The organism is Kitasatospora sp. NPDC091276 (genome assembly GCF_040684355.1).
In the GTDB taxonomy this organism is placed as follows: domain Bacteria; phylum Actinomycetota; class Actinomycetes; order Streptomycetales; family Streptomycetaceae; genus Kitasatospora.
Genome location: NZ_JBFBFU010000001.1, coordinates 127,962 through 147,775, shown reverse-complemented (window position 1 = coordinate 147,775; position 19,814 = coordinate 127,962). Strand labels below are relative to the sequence as shown.

20 protein-coding genes are annotated in these 19,814 nt (G+C 73.3%); 13 read left to right on the top strand and 7 right to left on the bottom strand.

The window, feature by feature from the left end; genetic code table 11:
• Window positions 1-564: 564 nt before the first annotated feature.
• Both AB0O19_RS00610 and AB0O19_RS00605 read right to left on the bottom strand, forming a co-directional pair.
• Complete coding sequence (locus AB0O19_RS00610; protein ID WP_363579436.1) at window positions 565-1,224, bottom strand: response regulator transcription factor; 660 nt, start codon at window positions 1,222-1,224, stop codon at window positions 565-567.
• A complete protein-coding gene (locus AB0O19_RS00605; protein WP_363616588.1) occupies window positions 1,221-2,588 on the bottom strand; it encodes a histidine kinase in 1,368 nt (455 codons plus the stop codon). The genes AB0O19_RS00610 and AB0O19_RS00605 overlap by 4 nt, the downstream gene beginning before the upstream one ends.
• 194 nt (window positions 2,589-2,782) lie before the next feature.
• Here AB0O19_RS00605 and AB0O19_RS00600 point away from each other — a divergent pair, with 194 nt between their 5' ends.
• From AB0O19_RS00600 to AB0O19_RS00585, 4 genes are all read left to right on the top strand, one after another.
• Window positions 2,783-3,643, top strand: coding sequence for a hypothetical protein (locus AB0O19_RS00600; protein WP_363616586.1), 861 nt, complete (start codon window positions 2,783-2,785; stop codon window positions 3,641-3,643).
• A gap of 132 nt (window positions 3,644-3,775) precedes the next feature.
• Window positions 3,776-4,789 (top strand): aldo/keto reductase, encoded by a 1,014-nt coding sequence (locus AB0O19_RS00595; protein ID WP_363616584.1) that lies wholly within the window; start codon window positions 3,776-3,778, stop codon window positions 4,787-4,789.
• Between the two features lie 75 nt (window positions 4,790-4,864).
• Window positions 4,865-5,452: a TetR family transcriptional regulator gene (locus AB0O19_RS00590; protein WP_363616582.1), complete on the top strand. Its 588-nt coding sequence runs from the start codon at window positions 4,865-4,867 to the stop codon at window positions 5,450-5,452.
• A gap of 139 nt (window positions 5,453-5,591) precedes the next feature.
• Complete coding sequence (locus AB0O19_RS00585) at window positions 5,592-6,548, top strand: ADP-ribosylglycohydrolase family protein (protein ID WP_363616580.1); 957 nt, start codon at window positions 5,592-5,594, stop codon at window positions 6,546-6,548.
• An 87-nt stretch (window positions 6,549-6,635) separates the two neighbouring features.
• Here AB0O19_RS00585 and AB0O19_RS00580 read toward each other — a convergent pair whose 3' ends face one another.
• Window positions 6,636-6,902, bottom strand: a complete 267-nt coding sequence (locus AB0O19_RS00580) for a GlsB/YeaQ/YmgE family stress response membrane protein (protein WP_350875097.1) — start codon at window positions 6,900-6,902, stop codon at window positions 6,636-6,638.
• Window positions 6,903-7,080: 178 nt separating this feature from the next.
• Between AB0O19_RS00580 and AB0O19_RS00575 the strand changes: the two genes are divergently transcribed.
• Window positions 7,081-8,325 carry a glycosyltransferase gene (locus AB0O19_RS00575; protein ID WP_363616578.1) on the top strand — a complete coding sequence of 415 codons (1,245 nt, stop codon included), beginning with the start codon at window positions 7,081-7,083 and terminating at the stop codon, window positions 8,323-8,325.
• Window positions 8,326-8,404: 79 nt separating this feature from the next.
• On the opposite strand, the gene AB0O19_RS00570 is transcribed toward AB0O19_RS00575, so the two are convergent.
• The 4 genes from AB0O19_RS00570 to AB0O19_RS00555 all read right to left on the bottom strand — a co-directional run bounded on the left by AB0O19_RS00570 (window position 8,405) and on the right by AB0O19_RS00555 (window position 13,392).
• A complete protein-coding gene (locus AB0O19_RS00570) occupies window positions 8,405-9,973 on the bottom strand; it encodes an NCS1 family nucleobase:cation symporter-1 (protein ID WP_363616576.1) in 1,569 nt (522 codons plus the stop codon).
• Between the two features lie 27 nt (window positions 9,974-10,000).
• Entirely contained in the window at window positions 10,001-11,032 is a 1,032-nt protein-coding gene (locus AB0O19_RS00565) for a TIGR03842 family LLM class F420-dependent oxidoreductase (RefSeq protein ID WP_363616574.1), read from the bottom strand.
• Window positions 11,033-11,107: 75 nt separating this feature from the next.
• Window positions 11,108-12,538, bottom strand: coding sequence for a dihydropyrimidinase (hydA, locus tag AB0O19_RS00560; protein WP_363616572.1), 1,431 nt, complete (start codon window positions 12,536-12,538; stop codon window positions 11,108-11,110).
• 11 nt (window positions 12,539-12,549) lie between these two features.
• Entirely contained in the window at window positions 12,550-13,392 is an 843-nt protein-coding gene (locus tag AB0O19_RS00555) for a nitrilase-related carbon-nitrogen hydrolase (protein ID WP_063349907.1), read from the bottom strand.
• 404 nt (window positions 13,393-13,796) lie between these two features.
• Here AB0O19_RS00555 and AB0O19_RS00550 point away from each other — a divergent pair, with 404 nt between their 5' ends.
• The 8 genes from AB0O19_RS00550 to AB0O19_RS00515 all read left to right on the top strand — a co-directional run bounded on the left by AB0O19_RS00550 (window position 13,797) and on the right by AB0O19_RS00515 (window position 19,712).
• Entirely contained in the window at window positions 13,797-13,874 is a 78-nt protein-coding gene (locus tag AB0O19_RS00550) for a putative leader peptide (RefSeq protein WP_106981192.1), read from the top strand.
• Window positions 13,875-14,068: 194 nt separating this feature from the next.
• Window positions 14,069-14,635 (top strand): cysteine dioxygenase family protein, encoded by a 567-nt coding sequence (locus AB0O19_RS00545; RefSeq protein ID WP_363616570.1) that lies wholly within the window; start codon window positions 14,069-14,071, stop codon window positions 14,633-14,635.
• A complete protein-coding gene (locus tag AB0O19_RS00540; protein WP_363616568.1) occupies window positions 14,629-15,015 on the top strand; it encodes a rhodanese-like domain-containing protein in 387 nt (128 codons plus the stop codon). Before AB0O19_RS00545 ends, AB0O19_RS00540 begins: the two co-directional genes overlap by 7 nt.
• A 398-nt stretch (window positions 15,016-15,413) precedes the next feature.
• The gene (locus AB0O19_RS00535; RefSeq protein ID WP_363616566.1) at window positions 15,414-16,598 is read left to right on the top strand and encodes an ATP-binding cassette domain-containing protein; all 1,185 of its coding nucleotides are present in this window, start codon (window positions 15,414-15,416) and stop codon (window positions 16,596-16,598) included.
• On the top strand, window positions 16,588-17,256 hold the full coding sequence (locus tag AB0O19_RS00530; protein WP_363616564.1) for an ABC transporter permease: 669 nt from the start codon (window positions 16,588-16,590) through the stop codon (window positions 17,254-17,256). The genes AB0O19_RS00535 and AB0O19_RS00530 overlap by 11 nt, the downstream gene beginning before the upstream one ends.
• Complete coding sequence (locus tag AB0O19_RS00525; RefSeq protein WP_363616562.1) at window positions 17,253-17,930, top strand: ABC transporter permease; 678 nt, start codon at window positions 17,253-17,255, stop codon at window positions 17,928-17,930. The genes AB0O19_RS00530 and AB0O19_RS00525 overlap by 4 nt, the downstream gene beginning before the upstream one ends.
• 39 nt (window positions 17,931-17,969) lie before the next feature.
• Window positions 17,970-18,911 (top strand): ABC transporter substrate-binding protein, encoded by a 942-nt coding sequence (locus tag AB0O19_RS00520; protein ID WP_350875079.1) that lies wholly within the window; start codon window positions 17,970-17,972, stop codon window positions 18,909-18,911.
• A 210-nt stretch (window positions 18,912-19,121) separates the two neighbouring features.
• Entirely contained in the window at window positions 19,122-19,712 is a 591-nt protein-coding gene (locus AB0O19_RS00515; protein WP_363616560.1) for a hypothetical protein, read from the top strand.
• The last annotated feature ends 102 nt before the right edge of the window (window positions 19,713-19,814 follow it).

Below are 19,814 nucleotides of genomic sequence, written 5' to 3'. Positions count from 1 at the left end.
CTCCTCGCTCGATCCGGTGGCCCCGGTCCGCCCGGGGCCCCGTGGACGGCGGCTTCCTGACGGCGGGCGCAACGGGCCGGACCGCCGCAGGGAAGCCGAGATGTGAGCCTAGAAGAACCGTTCGGCTTCCTGCGAGGTGGCCCTGCTCCCAGCGTGCCGGGACCGGGCCCTCAGCCTCGGACACCCGTCGGAGAACAGCGGCGGGCGCGCGGCGCGCGGGCCTGGATCGGCGCGCGGGCGCGGTCGCCGGATCGCGCCCATCTCCACCATGGACCCGCCGCCCGGGTTCGGCAGCGCAAACCGCCAAGGCGCGGGATTTCCACGCCGGATGGGTGACAACGGCTCAGCGCGCGGTACGAACCGGGAGCACGCGACCGGCTCAGGGGGAGCCCGGTCCGACGCCCCGGGAACACTCGCGTGAACACCGGACGACATGACGCCTCACCCACCACCGCGCGCACCACCGGGCATCGCGCATCGGCAGGACCAGCGACCACGCGAGCCACGACGGCACCGCACTATCGCACCATCGCACCGCACCGCCCCACAGCGCCCGGTGCCGGCTCAGGCGCCGTCCCCGACCAGCCCGGAATCGCGCGCGAGCAGCGCGGCCTGGACCCGGTTGCCGACGCCCAACCCGGTCAGGATCCGGCTGACGTGCGCCTTCACGGTGCTCTCGCGCATCCCGAGGACGCCCGCGATCTCCGCGTTGGAGAGCCCGTCGGCGAGTTCGCGCAGCACGTCGGTCTCGCGCGGGGTCAGCCCGGCGACCCGGTTACGGGCGGCGACCGACCGGGGCGCACCGGTGCGGTGGTAGCGGTCGATCAGTCGCCGCGCGGCCGCCGGGTGCAGCATCCCCTGGCCGCCGGCGACGACGTGGACGGCCCGGGCGATCTCGGCGGGCGGGGTGTCCTTGAGCAGGAAGCCGTCGGCCCCGGCGGCGAGCGCCTGGTACACGTACTCGTCGAGGTCGAAGGTGGTGAGCGCGATCACGCGCGGGGCGTCGGGCAGTTCGCGCAGGCGCCTGGTGGCGGCGATGCCGTCGAGCCGGGGCATCCGGATGTCCATGAGCGCCACGTCGATCCGCTGGCTGCGGGCGAGTTCGACGGCCTGCAGTCCGTCGGTGGCCTCGGCGACCACGGTGAGGGCCGGGTCCTGGGCGAGCAGGTCGACGAGGCCGAGCCGCACCAGCGCGTCGTCGTCGACCACCATCGTGCGGATCATTCGGCGTCCTTCGGCTGCGGGGAGGGGGCAAGGGCCGGGGAAGGGCCGGATCCGGGGTCGTGTCCCGGTTCTGGGCCTGGTCCTGGAACGGGCCCTGGCGTGGTCCGCGGCGGGCGCTCCGGTGCGGGCAGGCGGGCTGCGAGCCGGAAGCCGCCACCACCGTCCGGTCCCGCGTCGAGGTAGCCGCCGAGCGCGTCGACCCGTTCGGCGAGCCCCACCAGACCGTACCCGCCGCCGGTGCCCGGCCCGTTCGGCGACGCCTCCCCCTGGCCGTTGCGGACCTCGACGGTGGTGGCCGGGGCCCCGTAGCGAACCCGGACGGTGACGGGCGCGGCGTGCGCGTACTTGCGGGCGTTGGTCAGCGCCTCCTGGACCAGGCGGTGCACGGCCAGCCGGTGGGTGGTGGGGACGGTCTCCGGGTCGCCGGAGAGGGCCAGTTCGACCTCTTGCCCGGCCGAAGTGGCCTCACCGACGAGTTCGGTGAGGTCGCGCAGCGCGGGCGCCGGGACAGGCGCCGGGACGGGCACCGGGACAGGCACCGGGACGCGCGCCACCCGGGGCGGTGCGGCCGGCACCTCCTCGGCGGCCGGTGCTGTCGGCGGGTCGGCCCGCAGGGCGCCGAGGACGTCACGCAGGTCGTCGAGCGAGTGGGCGGCGGTGGTGCGCAGCAGTTCGAGGCGGTGGGTGAGCCGGTCCGGGTCTGCGGCGACGGTACCGGCGAGGGCCTGGTCGCGCAGCACCCCGGCGTGCAGCACCAGCAGGCTGAGACGGTGGGCGAGCACGTCGTGCATCTCCCGGGCGATCCGGGCCCGTTCGGCGGCCCGGGCCCGTTCGGCGCGCAACTCACGCTCCCGGCGCAGCGCGTCCACCTGCTCGTGCAGGGTGCGGATCAGCACCCTGCGGCCGTGCAGCCACAGGCCGAAGGACAAGGTCGCCGCCTGAACGAGGAGTTGGGATCCGGTGGTGCCCGCCCAGCCGACCAGCGAATCGGCTCGGGCCGCGCCCACCATCGCGATGAGGGCGCCGCCGGCCGCCGCCGGGCCGGTCCGGCCGAGGGAGGCGAGGTAGTAGACGCTGAACAGCCCGGGAAAGGCACGGTTGAACAGGCCGCCGGTGAGCACCGGCAGGACGGCGGAGGCCATCGGGTAGCGGCGGGCGAACAGCAGGGAGAGCGAGGCGAGGACGGCCACGACGGTCCGGGGCAGCCGCAACGGCTCGTCGGCGTGGACCCACTGGGAGAGGCCCTCCTCGGCGGTGAGCGCGAGGATGCCGAGCAGCAGCAGGGTTTCGCTCCACACCCGGCGGCCCGGGCCGTACCAGCCCAACAGGCCTGCGCGCATCGGGCCGCTCCCGTCCTCTCGCATGGGGCTCCCTCCGCGCTCGCTCCGTCCGCCCGTCGCCTGTCCGTCCGTCCGTCCGTCCGTCCGGCTCGATGTTACGGGCGGGCGGCGGGCGGGTGCCCCCTTCTCCCGGGTACCCGCACCCTCGACTTTCGTCGGGGGTGCGCGTCGCTCGTCGGCCGATTCGAGGTGCGGCGGGGCTGCCTAGCGTCGAAGGCATGACCACCGAACAGCTCCGCCCGCGCCCCGACTTCTCTACCCCGCAGCGCAGTTCACGGTCCGCCGGGGACCACCTGCTGTTCCTCGCCGAGGCCCTGCGCACCTTCCACGACACCGGAGCGCTGGCCCCGAGCGGTGAGGACCTCGTGAACGCCCTGGTGGTTCCGGCCACCAGCCGCCCGAATCGGCCGATCTCGGTGCTGGAAGTCGGCGCCGGGACGGGCATCGTGACCCGCCGGCTGGCCCAAGTGCTGCTCCCGGGCGACCGGCTGCACGTCGTCGAGGCGAACCCGCGCTTCGCCGACCGGCTGCGCGAGGACCCGGTGCTGGCCGCACGACGTCCGGGTGTCGCCCTGCGGCTGTCGGCCTGCCGGGTGGAGGAACTGCCCCAGGACCAGACGAACGAGACGAACGAGACGGGCCGAGCCGGCAGGGCCGGCGAGACGGACGAGCGGTACGACGTGATCGTGTCGGGCCTGCCGTTCACCAACTTCGAGCCGGCCCAGGTACGCCACCTCCTCGACCTCTACCTGCGGCTGCTTCTGCCCGGGGGCGAGCTGACGTACTTCGGCTACCTCGGCACGACGACGGCCCGCACCCTGTCCTCGGGGCCCCGGCAGAGCGCCCGCCACCGGGCAGTGGTGCGACTGCTGCGGCGGTTCGAGGCGGCGTACGGGCTGGGTGAGCGCACGGTGTGGCGCAACCTGCCGCCGGCCCGCGCCTACCTGCTGCGGTCACTGGGCGGGCGGGAGGACTGGGGTCCGGCCTCGCCGCCAGAGCCCCCGGCCGGCGAGGCCGCAGCCGACGAGGCACTCGCGTACGAGAACCGCAGCCGGGCGGCCGATCGAGTCGGCGGGTGACAGATAACAGGTGACAGCTTTCAGATAACAGATAACAGACGACAGCGAACAGATTTTGAAATCTGTTCGCTGTCGTGCCATAGTGGACTCCGGGTCACCCCACCCATCGCCGCACCCACCCCTGGAGTCCCCGTGGCCACGACCTCCCGCCCCACACAGCGCACCCTCGGCACCTCCGGACCGGTCACCTCCGCCCTCGGCCTCGGCTGCATGGGCATGTCCGACCTGTACGGCCCGGCCGACGAGGCCGAGAGCATCGCCACCATCCACGCCGCGATCGACGCCGGGGTCACCCTGCTGGACACCGGCGACTTCTACGGCATGGGCCACAACGAGCTGCTGATCCACGAGGCCCTGCGCGGCCGCGCCCGCGAGAGCGTGCAGATCAGCGTGAAGTTCGGCGCCCAGCGCGGCCCGGACGGCCAGTGGCTCGGCTACGACGCGAGCCCCGCCGCCACCAAGACCGCCCTCGCCTACACGCTGCGCCGACTGCGCACCGACCACATCGACGTCTACCGCCCCGCCCGCCTGGACCCGAACGTCCCGGTCGAGGAGACCGTCGGCGCCATCGCGGACCTGGTGAAGGCCGGCTACGTCCGTCACATCGGCCTGTCGGAGGTCGGCGCCGACACCCTGCGCCGCGCCGCCGCCGTCCACCCGATCAGCGACCTGCAGATCGAGTACTCGCTGATCTCCCGCTCGATCGAGGACGCCATCCTCCCCACCGCCCGCGAGCTCGGCATCGGCATCACCGCCTACGGCGTGCTCTCGCGCGGCCTGCTCAGCGGCCACTGGGACCAGGGCCGCGCCCTGGCCGGCACCGACTTCCGTGGCCACAGCCCGCGCTTCCAGGGCGACAACCTGGCCCACAACCTCGCGCTCGTCGAGGCACTGCGCGCGGTGGCCTCCGCGAAGGAGGCGAGCGTCGCCCAGGTCGCCATCGCCTGGGTCGCCGCGCGCGGGGAGGACGTCGTTCCGCTGGTCGGCGCCCGCCGCCGCGACCGCCTCACCGAGGCGCTGGGCGCGCTGGACGTCACGCTCACCGCGGCCGACCTCGCGGCCATCGAGGCGGCCGTCCCCGCCGGCTCCGCAGCGGGCGACCGCTACGCTGCCGCCCAGATGGCGCACCTGGACAGCGAGCACTGACCCACCGGAACCGGCCCGACGGCCGGGGACGGCAGCACCACCCTCGACCGCACGACCCTAAGGACGGACCTCCCCGTGACCACGGACACCACACTCACCGCCGAGCAGATCCTGATCGCGGCGGAGGACGTCCTCAGGCGGTTCGGCCCGGCCAAGGCCACCGTCGTGGACGTCGCCCGGATCCTCGGCGTCAGCCACAGCAGCGTCTACCGCCACTTCCCGAGCAAGGCCGCGCTGCGCGAGGCGGTCACCCAGCGCTGGCTCGACCAGGCGCACCACCAGCTCGCCTTCATCTCGACCGAGGCCGGCTCGGCCGTCGAGCGGCTGCACCGCTGGCTGGTGACGCTGTTCGCGGCCAAGCGGAAGAAGGCGCTGGACGACCCGGAGCTGTTCGCCACCTACATGGTGCTGGTCGAGGAGAACAGCGGCATCGTCGAGGCCCACATCGACACCCTGGTCACCCAGATCGCCCAGATCGTCCAGGACGGCATGGAGAGCAAGGAGTTCAAGCTCGCCCACATCCGCTCCACGGCCCGCGCCGTCTTCGACGCCACCGGCCCCTTCCACGACCCGGCGTACGCGTCCTCGTGGTCCGAGCCGACCATCGAGGACCGTTTCGAGGCCCTCTGGAAGCTCATCCTCGGCGGCCTGCTCGCCAAGTGACGGACCTCCGAAGCCCCGGGCGCCCCTGAACCCGGACACCGACGGCCGGGCTCGCCGGCACCGGAGCGAAACCCGGTCGCCGACGGGCCCGGCCGTCCGGCAGACTGCCGCGCACGGTTGATCTCACTTGGAGGACGACATGCGTCCGGCCCGTCCGACCCCTCCGCCCCGTCCGACCCCTCCGCCCCGTCCGACCCTGGACAGTCTGCAGGGGCTCGCCCTCGGCGACGCCTTCGGCGACCGCTGGTTCTCGGCCCCGCTCGACGAGGCGCCCGCCGCGCTGGCCGCCCGCCGGCTCCGCCCGGCGCCCTGGCATTGGACCGACGACACCGCGATGGCGCTGGTCCTCGTCCGCCACCTGGCCTCCTGGGGCGAGGTCCGGCAGGATGCGCTGGCCGGCGAGTTCGCCGAGGAGTACGCCCGCGAGTACGGGCGCAAGTACGGCCCGTCGATGCACCGGGTACTACGTGAGATCGGCGCCGGCGGGGACTGGCGCGCCATCACCTCGCTTCAGTTCGAGGGTCAGGGCTCGTACGGAAACGGCGCCGCGATGCGGGTCGCCCCACTGGGCGCCTGGTTCGCGGACGACCTGGACGCCGTCGCCCGGCAGGCCGAACTCCAGGCACTCACCACGCACTTCCACCCGGAGGCGGTCGCGGGCGCGGTGGCAGTCGCCCTCGCCACGGCACTCGCTGTCCGCAGCCGGGGCCAAAACCCGCCCGGCCGTGCCGAGTTGCTGGCAGAGGTGGCCGGGCGTCTGCCGGACGGCGAAGTGCGCTCCGGTCTACGGATCGCCGCCCGGCTGCCCGGACACACGAGCGTCCGGCAGGCCGCCAACGTACTCGGCTCCGGGTTCATGATCTCCGCCCCGGACACCGTCCCGTTCGCCCTCTGGTCCGCCGCCGGGCACCTGGACTCACTGCCCGAGGCCATCTGGCACACCCTGGAGGGCTGGGGCGACACGGACACCACCTGCGCGATCGCCGCCGGGGCGGTAGCCGCTCGCACCGGCCTCGCCGAGGTGCCGACCGCCTGGCTGGCCGCCCGCGAGGACCTGCCGGAGTGGGTCGCGGAGGCGTCGACACCGACGCGCTGAGCCGAGCCGGCCGGCCCGTGGGCCTGGCCGGCTCGGCTGTGCGACACCGTGTCCGCGTCGGCGCGGGGCCGGTTCCCGGCGCCCGGGCTAGCGTCGGGAGCTGCCGAACACCAGCCGGTAGATGATCAGCAGCACCAGGGCCCCGCCGATCGCCGACACCCAGGTCGCCATGTCGAAGAAGTGCGCCGTCACCGACCTGTGCAGGAAGTGCGAGGCGATCCAACCGCCGACGAAGGAGCCGGCGATACCGATCAGGGTTGTCACGATCAGGCCGCCCGGGTCCTTCCCCGGCAGCAGCAGCTTGGCCAGTGCCCCCGCCAGCAGGCCAAGCACGATCCACGCGACGATGCTCATCTGTCCCTCCCGTCCACGGCGCGGCGGCCCCGTTCCGCCGCTCTGCCAGGAAGGACGCCGCCCACCACCGCCCGGTTCCGGCGCCGCGGGAGCACCGGCCCGAACCGGCCACCCCGGACCGGGCCGCTCCGGGCACGGCACCTTTCCGGCGGGGCACCCGCGCCGGGATACTGCGGCCATGCGCATCCTGATCGCCACCGCCGGATCCCGGGGCGACGTGGCCCCGTTCACCGGGCTCGGCGCCCGCCTCCAGGCGGCCGGCCATCAGGTGGCCGTCGCAACCCACGCCACCTTCGCCGCCTCGGTGCGGACCGCAGGGCTGGAGTTCCGCCCGCTGCCGGTCGACCCGCGCGCCGAACTCGCCTCCGCCGAGGGGCGGCGCCTGCTCCAGGCCGGCACCGGACCTCGCGCCGTCCTGCAACTTCTAAAGCTGGGGCGGAAGTTCATGCCGGAGCTCGCCGACGGCATCGCCGACGCCACGGCACTCGGCACCGACCTGCTGCTCACCACCAGCACCACCAGCCCGCTCGGCCAGGTCGCCGCCGAGGCTGCGGGCATTCCCAGCATCGGCCTACACCTCCAACCCCTCTCCCCCACCAGGGAGTTCGCGCCCGCTGTCACCGGTGCCCGCTCACTCGGCCGCCCGGGCAACCTGCTCGCGGGGCACGCCGTCCAGGTCGCGACCGACCAGCTCTTCGCCCCCGCCGTACGCGGGCTGCGGCGCCGCCTCGGCCTACCGCCGCTCGGTGCCGCCCACGCCAGGCGCAAGTACCCCGTCCTGCACGGGTTTTCGCCCGCCGTGGTCCCGCGGCCCGCCGACTGGCGCCCGGGGCTGGACGTGGCCGGTTACTGGTGGCCGGTACGGGATCCGGACTGGTACCCCCCGGCCCGACTGCTCGACTTCCTCGCCGCCGGACCGCCGCCGGTCTTCGTCGGCTTCGGCAGCCTGGTCGTCCCCGACCCCGCCCGGCTCACCGCGACGGTGGTCGCCGCGGTCCGCGCCGCCCGGGTCCGGGCCGTCCTGCAGTCGGGCTGGAGCGACCTCGGAGCCGGCGAGGCGGAGGACGTCCTGACCATCGGCGACGCCCCGCACGACTGGCTGTTCCCCCGCGTGGCCGCCGTGATCCACCACGCCGGCGCCGGCACGACCGCCGCCACCCTGCGCTGCGGCACGCCGGCCGTCCCGGTACCCGCACAGCTCGACGCCCCGTTCTGGTCCGACCGACTCACCCGCCTCGGCGTCTCCCCCGGGCCGGTACCGCTGCACGCCCTCACCGCCGCACGCCTCGCCGCCGCCATCCGCCAGGCCCTCGACGACCCCCGCTACCGCGACCAGGCCCGGGCGGCGGCGGCCACGCTCGCGGCCGAGGACGGTGCGGCGAAGGTGCTGGCGGCCGTCGACCGGGCAGCGACGGGCGAATGACAGCGGGCAACCGGCAGTGAACAAGTGACAGCAAACAGATAACAGATTTCGAAATCTGTTATCTGTTTGCTGTTCGCTGTTATCCGTCCGCTGTCACTTGCCAGCCGTCCGCCGCCGTCCGCCCGTGGCGCCCGCCCACCCGCCGGGCACCCGGGACAGCGCCCAGCACGAGGTACAGCACCGAGGCCGACCCGAAGCCGACCGCCCAGCCGTAGTCGGCCAGTGGCTTGAACACGGGCAGCAGCCCGTCCGCCGGGAACGGCCCGCCGTACGAGCCGCCGATCGCCAGGACGCCCCCGACCAGCAGCGCCGTCACCGCCCGCCAGTTCCACCCGCCCGCGTACCAGTACGCCCCGCCCGGCTGGTACAGCTCGGCGAGTTGCAGCCGGGTGCCACGCAGCACCCAGTAGTCGGCGATCAGGACCCCGGCCACCGTCCCGAGCAGGCCGCCGACCACACCCAGCCAGGTGAAGATGTACACGTGCGGGTCGGAGATCAGCCTCCACGGGAAGATCGCGATCCCGACGACGCCGGTGATCAGCGCCCCGGTACGGAAGTCGACCAGCCGGGGCAGCAGGTTGGCGAGGTCGTAGGCCGGCGAGACGACGTTGGCGGCGATGTTCACCGACAGCGTCGCGATCAGGACGGTCAGCAGCGCGAACAGGATGCCGACCGGGTTCTCCATCTTCGCGGCGAGTTCGATCGGATCCCACACCGGTGCGCCGTAGACGGCCTGCGAGCCGGAGGTGACGAGGACGGACAGCAGCGCGAAGAGCGTCATCGTGGTCGGCAGGCCGAGCGCCTGCCCGCGGATCTGGGCGCGCTGGCTGCCCCCGAAGCGGGTGAAGTCGGGGATGTTGAGCGACAGGGTCGACCAGAACCCGATCATGCCCATCAGCGCGGGGAAGAAGACCTTCCAGAACCCGCCGCCCCAGCCCAGTTCGGACGGCTGGTCGAGCAGCGGACCGAACCCGCCCGCCTTCACGGTGATCCATGCCAGCAGCGCCAGCGCGCCGGCGATCACGAACGGCGCGGCCCAGTTCTCGAACCGCCGGAGGGTCTCCATCCCACGGGCGATGATGGCCATCTCGATCAGCCAGAACAGCAGGAACGACACCCACTGCGTCCATGGATAGCCGCCGAACTCCGCTGCCGTGCGCCACGATTCGCCCAGCAGCTTGCCGGCCAGCAGGAAGATCCCCTCGCCGCCGATCCAGCTCTGGATGCCGAACCAGGCGCAGGCCACCGCCGCCCGGATGAGCGCGGGCAGGTTGGCGCCGCGCAGTCCGAACGCGGCCCGGGCGAACACCGGGAACGGGATGCCGTACTTCGTCCCGGCGTGCCCGGTGAGCAGCATCGGCACGAGCACCACGAGGTTGGCGAGCGCGATGGTCAGCACGGCCTGCTTCCAGTCCATGCCGAGCGCGACGAGCCCCGAGGCGAGCGTCCAGGACGGGATGTTGTGGGCCATGCCGACCCAGAGCGCCAGGAAGTTGTAGGTGGTCCAGGTGCGCCGTGCCACCGGGACCGGCCGCAGGTCGCCGTTGGTGAAGCCGTTGGACGGCAACTCTCCTGCGACCGGTTCGAGTTCGACCCGGCCGTCGGAGTGATGCCACTGCCCGCCGCCGCTGGTCGCGGTGCCGGCCATGGGCAACTCCCCTCCGCGTGAATGGCGTTACGTCTGGGGTTGGCGGGACAGGTGCGGGATGACGTCGGTCCCGTAGGCGTCGATGGTGGCCTCGACGGCGTCGTGCATGGCGTAGACGGCGAACTGGTCGACGCCCAGGGAGCGGAGGTGCTCCAGGCGGGCGAGTTGGGCCTGCGGCGGGCCGATGAGGCAGAAGCGGTCGACGATCTCGTCCGGCACGAAGGCGGTGTCGGGGTTCCCGGCCCGGCCGTGGTGGCTGTAGTCGTAGCCCTGGCGGCCCTTGATGTAGTCGGTGAGGGCCTCCGGGACGAGCTCGGAGTGTGCGCCGTAGTGGCTGACCAGGTCGGCCACGTGGTTGCCGACCATCCCGCCGAACCAGCGGCACTGCTCCCGGGCGTGGGCGAGCGCGGCGGGCGAGTCGTCGGCGGTCACGTAGGCGGGGGCGGCGACGCAGATGGTGACGGCGTCCGGGTCCCGGCCGGCCTCGGCCGCGGCGGACCGCACCGCCTTGACCATGTACTCGGTGAGGTACGGGTCGGCCAGCTGGAGGATGAACCCGTCGGCCTGACGACCGGTCAGTGCGAGCGCCTTCGGCCCGTACGCGCCCATCCAGATGGGGAGTTGGGCGCCTGGGCCGACCCACGGCAGGTGCATCTCGGTGCCGTCCACCTCGACCGTCCGCCCCTCGGCCAGCTCCTTGATGGCGTGCATGGCCTGGGAGAGCCGGGCGAGGGTGGCGGGGTGGCGTCCGGCGACCCGCATGGCGGAGTCGCCGCGACCGATGCCGCAGACGGTGCGGTTGCCGTACATGTCGTTGAGCGTGGCGAACAGGGAGGCGGTGACCTCCCAGGTCCGGGTGGAGGGGTTGGTGACCATCGGTCCGACGGTCAACCGCCGTGTCTCGGCGAGGATCCGGCTGTAGATGACGAACGGCTCCTGCCACAGGACGCAGGAGTCGAAGGTCCAGCCGTGGCTGAACCCGGCCTGTTCGGCGCGGATCATCCGGTCGATGAGCAGGCGGGCGGGCGGGTCTGTCTGCAGGACGAGGCCGATGTCCATGGTGGCTCCGGGGAGGGTGGTTCCGCCGCCCGGGCGGTCGTGCGCACAGGCCCGGGCGGCGGCGCGGGAGAGTGGTCAGGTCAGGTACTGGCAGGTGTCGCGGCGCAGGAACGTGCCGTGGCCGGCCCGGCCGAGCCAGGTTTCGCCGTCCAGCACGACGGTGCCGCGCGAGAGCACGGTGCGGGCGCGGCCGGTGAGTTGGCGGCCCTCGTACGCCGAGTAGTCGACGTTCATGTGGTGCGTGGCGGCGGAGACGGTCTGCACGGCGGTGGGGTCGTAGACGACGAGGTCGGCGTCGGCGCCGGGCGCGATGGTGCCCTTGCGCGGGTGCAGCCCGAACATCCGGGCGGGCGTGGTGCAGGCGATCTCGATCCAGCGCCGACGGGTGATGTGCCCGTCCACGACGGCCTGGTGGAGCAGGTCCATCCGGTTCTCCACGCCGGGCAGGCCGTTGGGGATCTTCGAGAAGTCACCGCGGCCGAGTTCCTTCTGCCCGGTGAAGCAGAACGGGCAGTGGTCGGTGGAGACCACCTGGAGGTCGTTGGCGCGCAGTCCGCGCCAGAGCGTCTCCTGGTGCTCGCGCGGCCGAAGCGGCGTGCTGCACACGTACTTGGCGCCCTCGAAGCCGTCGGCACCGGTCTCGGCGAGGTTGTCGGTGGAGAGGAACAGGTACTGCGGGCAGGTCTCGCCGAAGACGTTGAGCCCGACGTCGCGGGCCTGGACGAGCTCGGCGAGGGCGGCGGCCGCGGAGACGTGGACGACGTAGAGCGGGCTGCCGGCGACCTGGGCGAGCTTGATGGCCCGGTGGGTGGCCTCGGCCTCCAGGAGTTCACGGCGGACCTCGCCGTGGTAGCGGGGTGCGGTGTGCCCGGCGGCGAGGGCCTGTTCGACCAGGACGTCGATGGCGATGCCGTTCTCGGCGTGCATCATGATCAGCCCGCCGTTGACCGCGCCGCGCTGCATGGCGCGCAGGATGCGGCCGTCGTCGCTGTAGAAGACGCCGGGGTAGGCCATGAAAAGCTTGAAGGAGGTGGACTCGCCGGAGTCGACGAGGGCGTCCATCTCCTTGAGGACGCCCTCGTTGACGTCGGAGACGATGGTGTGGAAGGCGTAGTCGACGGCGCAGTTGCCGTCGGCCTTGGCGTGCCAGGTGTCCAGGCCCTCGCGCAGCGAGCCGCCGACGGACTGCACGGCGAAGTCGACGATGGTGGTGGTGCCGCCCCAGGCGGCGGCCCGGGTGCCGGTCTCGAAGGTGTCGGAGGCCGAGGTGCCGCCGAAGGGCAGTTCCATGTGGGTGTGGGCGTCGACGCCGCCCGGGATGACGTAGTGGCCGGTGGCGTCGATGACGGTGTCGGCGCTCCAGGCCTCGGCGGCGGAGCCGCCGGTGGTGGCGAGGGCGGCGATGCGTTCGCCCTCGATGAGGACGTCGGCGTGGAGTTCGTCGGCGGCGGTGATGACGAGGCCGCCGCGGACGATGGTGCGCTGGTGCGGGTCGCGGGTGGTCATCGCGCTGCTCCTCAGGCCTCGGCGAGCGGTCCGTAGGCGTCGGGGCGGCGGTCCCGGTAGAACGCCCACTGCTGGCGGACCTGTTCGATCAGGCCGAGGTCGAGGTCGCGGACGACGAGCTCCTCCTCCTTGTCGGAGGCGACGTCGCCGACGAACTGGCCGCGCGGGTCGACGAAGTAGGAGGTCCCGTAGAAGTCGTTGTCGCCGTACTCCTCGGTGCCGACGCGGTTGATGGCGGCGACGAAGTACTCGTTGGCGACGGCGGCGGCGGGCTGTTCCAGCTGCCAGAGGTAGGCGGAGAGGCCTCGGCTGGTGGCGGAGGGGTTGTAGACGATCTGCGCTCCGGCCAGGCCCAGGGCGCGCCAGCCCTCGGGGAAGTGGCGGTCGTAGCAGATGTAGACGCCGACCTTGCCGACGGCGGTGTCGAAGACGGGCCAGCCGAGGTTGCCGGGCTTGAAGTAGTACTTCTCCCAGAAGCCCTTGACCTGCGGGATGTGGTGCTTGCGGTACTTGCCGAGGTAGCTGCCGTCGGCGTCGATGACGGCGGCGGTGTTGTAGTAGACCCCGGCCTGTTCCTCCTCGTAGACCGGGACGACGATCACCAGGCCGAGTTCACGGGCGAGGTCCTGCATCCGGCGGACGGTGGGGCCGTCGGGGACGGCTTCGGCCCAGCGGTAGTGCTCGGCTTCCTGGACCTGACAGAAGTACGGGGCGTTGAAGACCTCCTGGAAACCGATGATCTTCGCGCCCTGGGCGGCGGCCTCGCGGGCGTACCGCTCGTGAAGGGCGATCATGCTCTCCTGGTCGCCGGTCCAGCGGGTCTGGACGAGCGCGGCACGGACGATCTGCGACATGGATACCTCCGCAACTCCGCCGCCCGGCCATGGGGTCGGGCCTGCGGTCTGAGGGTTGACGGGGCGGGCGGGTCTCGTCTGCGGACCGCCGGGGATCCGCAGGGGTCTACGTGCGTAGAAAGCGGTCTGTAGACCGTAGGCCGGGCCTCGGTGGCCTGACAATACGTTGGCGGTAACGCATCTGGGGCGATCTCGTGACGCGGACACGCAGAGGGTTCTGGATGGGATGAAACGATCATTTACCCCGCGCGTGGGGTCCTTACGCATGCGAGTGCCGTTCGACGGTTCCGGTCCAGAACGGCTCGACGGCCGGTCGGCCGGGGGTGGAGCAGTGCGGCGCAGCCGGCGGCGGCCGGCCCCATCCGGCTTGACTTCGTCCGGTTGGCTCGGGAAGGATCCGGCGCATGGACACCGGCACCACTCTGGTCTGCCGCCTGCACGTCGATCTGCGACGCCAGGCGAGTTCCATCTGTGCCTGTTGACCTTGACTCTCCCCGCTGCCCCCGCCCTGTGACGTCCACCAGGGCCCGCGCCGCACACCCGCACCCAGCGTTCTGATTCCCGCCCCGCCCGGCGCATCCGCGCGTGCCGTGCCGCTCCGTCGGCCCGCGCCCTCGCCCGCCGCCGGACCAGGGCGCACCCCGCCGACGTTCCCGCTGCACCCGAGGACGCCCCCATGAGCCTGAACCTCGCCCCCGACGAACCCGCTGCCGCCCAAGCCCCGGCACCGGCACCGGCCAGAACAGCCAAGGCCGCCGCCACCGCCACCGCCACCGAGGAGACCCGCGCGCCGCTCACCCCGAGCGCCCTGCGCACCGTCGTCCGCGAACTGGCCGAACAGCCCGACCAGTGGATCCACCTCGTCCGGCTCTCCACCGAGGAACGCTGGTACCGGCGGCTGGTGGCCGACGACGACCACGAGGTGTGGCTGATCAGCTGGCTGCCCGGCCAGTCCACCGGCTTCCACGACCACGGCGGCTCGCGCGGCGCGTTCACCGTCGCCCTCGGCGAGCTGGAGGAGCTGTCCCTCGGCGGGCCGGAGCAGGGCCTGCTGATCCGCCGGGTCCCGGCCGGCACCGCCCGCGCCTTCGGCCCCGAGTACGTGCACGACGTGCGCAACACCGCGTCCGGCCCGGCCGTGACCCTGCACGCCTACTCGCCCCCGCTGGGCTCGATGGCGCACTACGACCTGCGGGCCGGCGGGCTCGTCCGCACCTCGGAGGAAGGACCGGAGCAATGGTGACCACGATCGACGACCTGGTGGAGCGGGCCCGCGAGGGCGTCCACCGTCCGCGTGCCCGGGAGGCGTACCAGTCGCAGCTGGACGGCGCGCTGCTGGTGGACATCCGTCCGGCGGCGCAGCGGGCGGCGGAGGGGGAGATCCCCGGCTCGCTGATCATCGAGCGCAACGTCCTGGAGTGGCGGCTGGACCCGACGGGCAGTCACCGGATCCCCGAGGCGTCGGGTTACGACGTCGAGGTGATCGTGGTCTGCTCGGAGGGGTACGCCTCCAGCCTGGCGGCGGCCTCGCTGCGCGAGCTGGGGCTGCACCGGGCGACCGATCTGGACGGCGGCTTCGTCGGCTGGGCGGCCTCCGGGCTGCCGACGCGCCAGAGCGGCTGAGAACCTGGAGGGCCGGGGCGCTCGGCGGCTGACGGGCTGATCGTCCGGGGCCCGAGCCCTCGACCCGCCGTCAGGGTGTCCGTGTCCCGCCCCTCTGACCTGCCGGAACGTCGGGCCTCCGGTCGGCCGGGGCCGTCCGGAGGCGGGGTCCGGGCCCCGTGCCGGGTGGTAAGTGAGAGACAGGAGATGATGCAGGTCATAGTCTGATCAGAGTTTCCGCCGGTCTGAAGCTGGGCAGCCACGCGGGCGGAAGAACGCCCGGGCGGTCGATCCGACAGACGCCGTCACGGCAGCGGCCGGTACGGCCCACGCCGTCGCCGCTTGTCGACGAACCGCCATCAACCGTACGACCGAAACAGGCGCCGCCTCCCCGGGGCGCCCTGACGAGGAAACTCCCCGTGATCAGATTCGAGGGCGCCGGCAAGCGCCACCCCGACGGCACCATCGCCGTCGAGGGCCTGGACCTGGACGTCCCGACCGGTCGGATAACCGTCCTGGTCGGACCGTCCGGGTGTGGCAAGACCACCCTGCTGCGCATGGTCAACCGGATGGTCGAGCCGACCTCGGGCCGGGTGCTGCTGGACGACACGGACGTCGCCGAACTGGAGCCCGCCAAGCTGCGCCGTGGCATCGGCTACGTGATCCAGCAGGCCGGCCTGTTCCCGCACCGCAAGGTGATCGACAACGTCGCCACCGTGCCCTACCTGCTCGGCTGGGACCGCAAGAAGGCCCGCGCCCGGGCCGCCGAACTGCTCGAACTGGTCGGGCTCGCTCCCGAGACCGGCAAGCGGTACCCGTTCCAGCTGTCCGGCGGCCAGCAGCAGCGGGTGGGCGTGGCCCGCGCCCTCGCGGCCGACCCGCCGGTGCTGCTGATGGACGAGCCGTTCAGCGCCGTCGACCCGGTGGTACGCGCCGGGCTCCAGGAGGAACTGCTGCGGCTCCAGTCCGAGCTGCACAAGACGGTGCTGTTCGTCACCCACGACATCGAGGAGGCCGTCCGGCTCGGCGACCAGGTGGTGGTCCTGCGCGAACACGGCCGGATCGCCCAGCTCGCCGACCCGCACACCCTGCTCACCACCCCCGCGGACGACGGCGTGGCCGCCTTCCTCGGCCGCGACCGGGGCCTGCGCGGCCTCGCCCTGCGCCCCGCGACCACCGTCGCCGTCCGCCCGGTGGCCGACGGGCTGCGCTACGGCGGCTGGGAGCTGGCGCTGGACGACGAGCGCCGCCCGATCGGCTGGATCGACCGCGACGCCGCCACCGCCGAGCTGCACCCGGTCTCCGGCTACCGGCCGGACGCCGACACCCTGCGCACCGCACTGGACGCCGCCGTCCTCTCCCCCGCCGGGGCCGCCGTGGCCCTGGACGCCGACGGCCGGGCCACCGGCACCGCGAGCCGCGAGGCCGTCCTCGCCGCGCTGTCCGCCCCTGTGGCCGCCGCGGCGGCCGACGCAGCGGGCGCGGCGGGCGGTGCGGGCGCGGCGGGCGGTGCGGGAGCCGGTGGCCCTGTGGACGCGGCGGGCGGTGCGGCAGCCGGCGCGGCGGCCGGTGACCTCACGGACGGGGCGGCCGGTGGACGGTGAACCGATCGTCCGCTGGTACTGGATCGGCGACCACCTCGGCTACCTCGGCGACCTGCTCGCCGACCACGCCGTGATCGCCCTGGTCCCGGTGCTCATCGGCCTGCTGCTGGCCGTCCCGCTGGGCCTGGCCTGCACGCGCTTCCCCCGGCTGTACCAACCGCTGTCCGCCGTCTTCAACGTCGTCTACGCGCTGCCCTCGCTGGCCGTGTTCGTGGTGCTCATCCCCTACACCGGCCTCGCCACCCAGGCCACCGTGATGATCCCGCTCACCTTCTACGCGCTCGCCGTGCTGCTGCCGACCACCGTGGACGGCCTGCGCGCCGTCCCGGACCCGGTCCGGCAGGCCGCCACCGCGATGGGGTACGGGCCGTGGCACCGGCTGACCTCCGTCGAGCTGCCCGCCGCCGTGCCGTACCTGATCGCCGGGCTGCGGGTCGCGGCGGTGTCCAGCATCTCGCTGGCCAGCGTCGGCGCGCTGATCGGGCGCGGCGGGCTCGGCTACCTGTTCATCGACGGCTTCCAGCGCACGTTCCCGACCCCGATCGTGGCCGGCATCGCGCTGATCGCCGCCCTCGCGCTGGCCGTCGACCTGCTGCTGGTGGGCGCCCGCCGGCTGCTCGCGCCCTGGGCCGTCCGGGAGAAGGGAGCCGGTTCGTGAACTGGCTGAACTGGCTGGGCGACTTCTTCTCCGCCCCCGACCACCGCAGCGGCCCGGACTCGATCGTGCACCGGATCACCGAGCACCTGGTGCTCTCCGGCGAGGCCCTGCTGTGCGCGGCGCTGCTCGCCGTGCCGCTCGGGCTGCTGATCGGTTACACCGGGCGCGGCGTCACGCTCGTGACGGCCTTCGCCGGTGCCACCCGCGCCCTGCCGACGCTCGGCCTGGTGACGCTGGCGGTGCTGCTCGGCGGGGTCGGGGACACGGCCGTGCTGATCCCGCTGGTCGCGCTCGCCGCGCCGCCGCTGCTGGTGGCCGCCGTCGAGGGGGTGCGCGGCACCGACCCGGACGTCCGGGACGCGGCGCGCGGCATCGGGCTGACCCACCCGCAGGTGCTGTGGCAGGTCTGCCTGCCGTCCGGGGCGCCGACCCTGCTGGCGGGCTTTCGCACCGCGACCGTCCAGGTGATCGCGACCGCCACCGTGGCCGCGTACGTCGGGCTGGGCGGCCTCGGCCGCTACGTCATCGACGGACTGGCCACCCGCAAGTACGCCGTCACCGTCGGCGGCGCGCTGCTGGTGGTGCTGCTCGCGGTCGGCGCCCAGCTGTTCTTCGCCCTGCTCGCCCGGTACGCGCTCCCGCCCGGGATGCGCGCCCAGCGCCGGGCCCGCTGAACCTCGTTCCCCATCCTCTCCGGAAGGACATCTGTCACCATGTCGACAAACCACGGAAGCAGGCGCGCCGTCGTCCTCGGCACGCTCGCCGCACTCGCCCTCGGCGCCACCGCCTGCGGCTCCTCCGGCGGCGGCGACCCGCTCGGCGGCGGCTCCGCGGCGGGCTCCCCCGCCGCCTCGGGCGCCGGCGCCGGCTCGACGGTGGTCGTCGGCTCGGCGAACTTCCCGGAGAACGTGCTGCTCGGCTCGATCTACTCGCAGGCCCTCAAGGCCAAGGGCGTCAAGGTCGAGGAGAAGTTCAACATCGGCAGCCGCGAGGTGCTCTACGGGCAGCTCCAGAGCGGCAGCCTGAGCGTCCTGCCCGAGTACAACGGCTCGCTGCTCGCCTACCTGGACGCCAAGTCCACCGCCGCCACCACCGAGGAGGTGAACGCGGCGCTGGCCAAGACGCTGCCCGCCGCGCTGGGGATCCTCGACTCATCCCCCGCCGAGGACAAGGACTCGCTCAGCGTCACCCAGGAGAACGCCGACAAGTACGGCCTCAAGAGCATCGCCGACCTGGCCGCCAAGGCGGGCGAGTTCACGATAGGCGGTCCGCCGGAGTTCAAGTCCCGCCGCGAGCAGCAGCTCAAGGACGTCTACGGGCTGAACTTCAAGGAGTGGAAGCCCACCGGCGACGCCACCGCGAACGCGCTCAAGGACGGCACCATCCAGGTCGGCAACGTGTTCACCACCGACCCGAAGATCGTCCAGCTGAAGCTCGTCCCGCTGACCGACCCGAAGAACCTCTTCGGCGCGCAGAACGTCACCCCGCTGGTCAACAAGGCGAGCGTGAACCCCACCGCGACGGCGGCCCTCAACGCGGTCTCGGCCAAGCTCGACACGGCGGGGCTGACGGCGCTGATGAAGCGCGTCGCGATCGACAAGGACGACCCGTCGGCGGTGGCCAAGGACTGGCTGAAGGCCAACGGCCTCGGCTGACCACGCCTCGGCCGGCCCCTTGGCCGTGCCCGGTCGCGCCCCGGCCGTTCCTTGCTGGCGCCTCGCCCGCGCCCCGGCCGTGCCTCGCTGGCGCCTCGCCCGTGTCTTGCGAACGCGGCGAGTCGGCGGCCCGGGAGGTCACCCTCCCGGGCCGTCCGCGCTCGCGGGAGGATCTTCCCTTCGGCGCCGCGGACATGACAGTGTGACGCCATGCGCACTCGTCTCCTCGCCGCCACCCTCACGGCATTCGCCGCGGTGAGCCTCGCTGCCTGCTCCAGCTCCGGACCGGGCCCCCACCCGGCCACCGCCGCGGCCGGCTCCCCCACCACCCCGGCCGCCGCCTCGGCTCCCGCCCCCGGCACCGCCTCGACGCCGCCGGCGCCCGAGTCGCCCTCGGCCTCCGCGCCCGACCCGGCCGCCTCCCCCTCGGCGCCCGCGCCCGACAGCCCCTCGGCCCCCGCCCCGGACTCCGGTTCCCCCGGAGCCCCCGCCCCGGCCAAGCCCACGCCCCCCAGCGACGCCGGCCTGCCCGGAAAGCCGGGCACCGACCTGACCGGCAAGCTGGTCGCCGCGCTGGACGCGATCGACCCGGCAATCGTCGGCGGCAAGCCGGACCAGGCCGTGGACCGGGCCCGGAACCAGTGCCAGGCGCTGTTCCAGTTCCCCAAGGACAAGTCCAAGCTGGTCGAGCTGGCCAACCAGCGCTTCACCTCGCCCGACCACCCGCAGGGCTTCGGACCGGACACCGCCGCGAAGATCAACGACGCGCTGCGGACCACCCTCTGCCCGCCGCCGGCGTGACCCGGAGCGTCCACCCGAACCGCCCGGTGTCCTGAGCACCGGGCCGCCGTGGCCGCGCTCCCGCCGACGGGCGCGCGGCCACGGCACCTTCGCTCTTCGGCG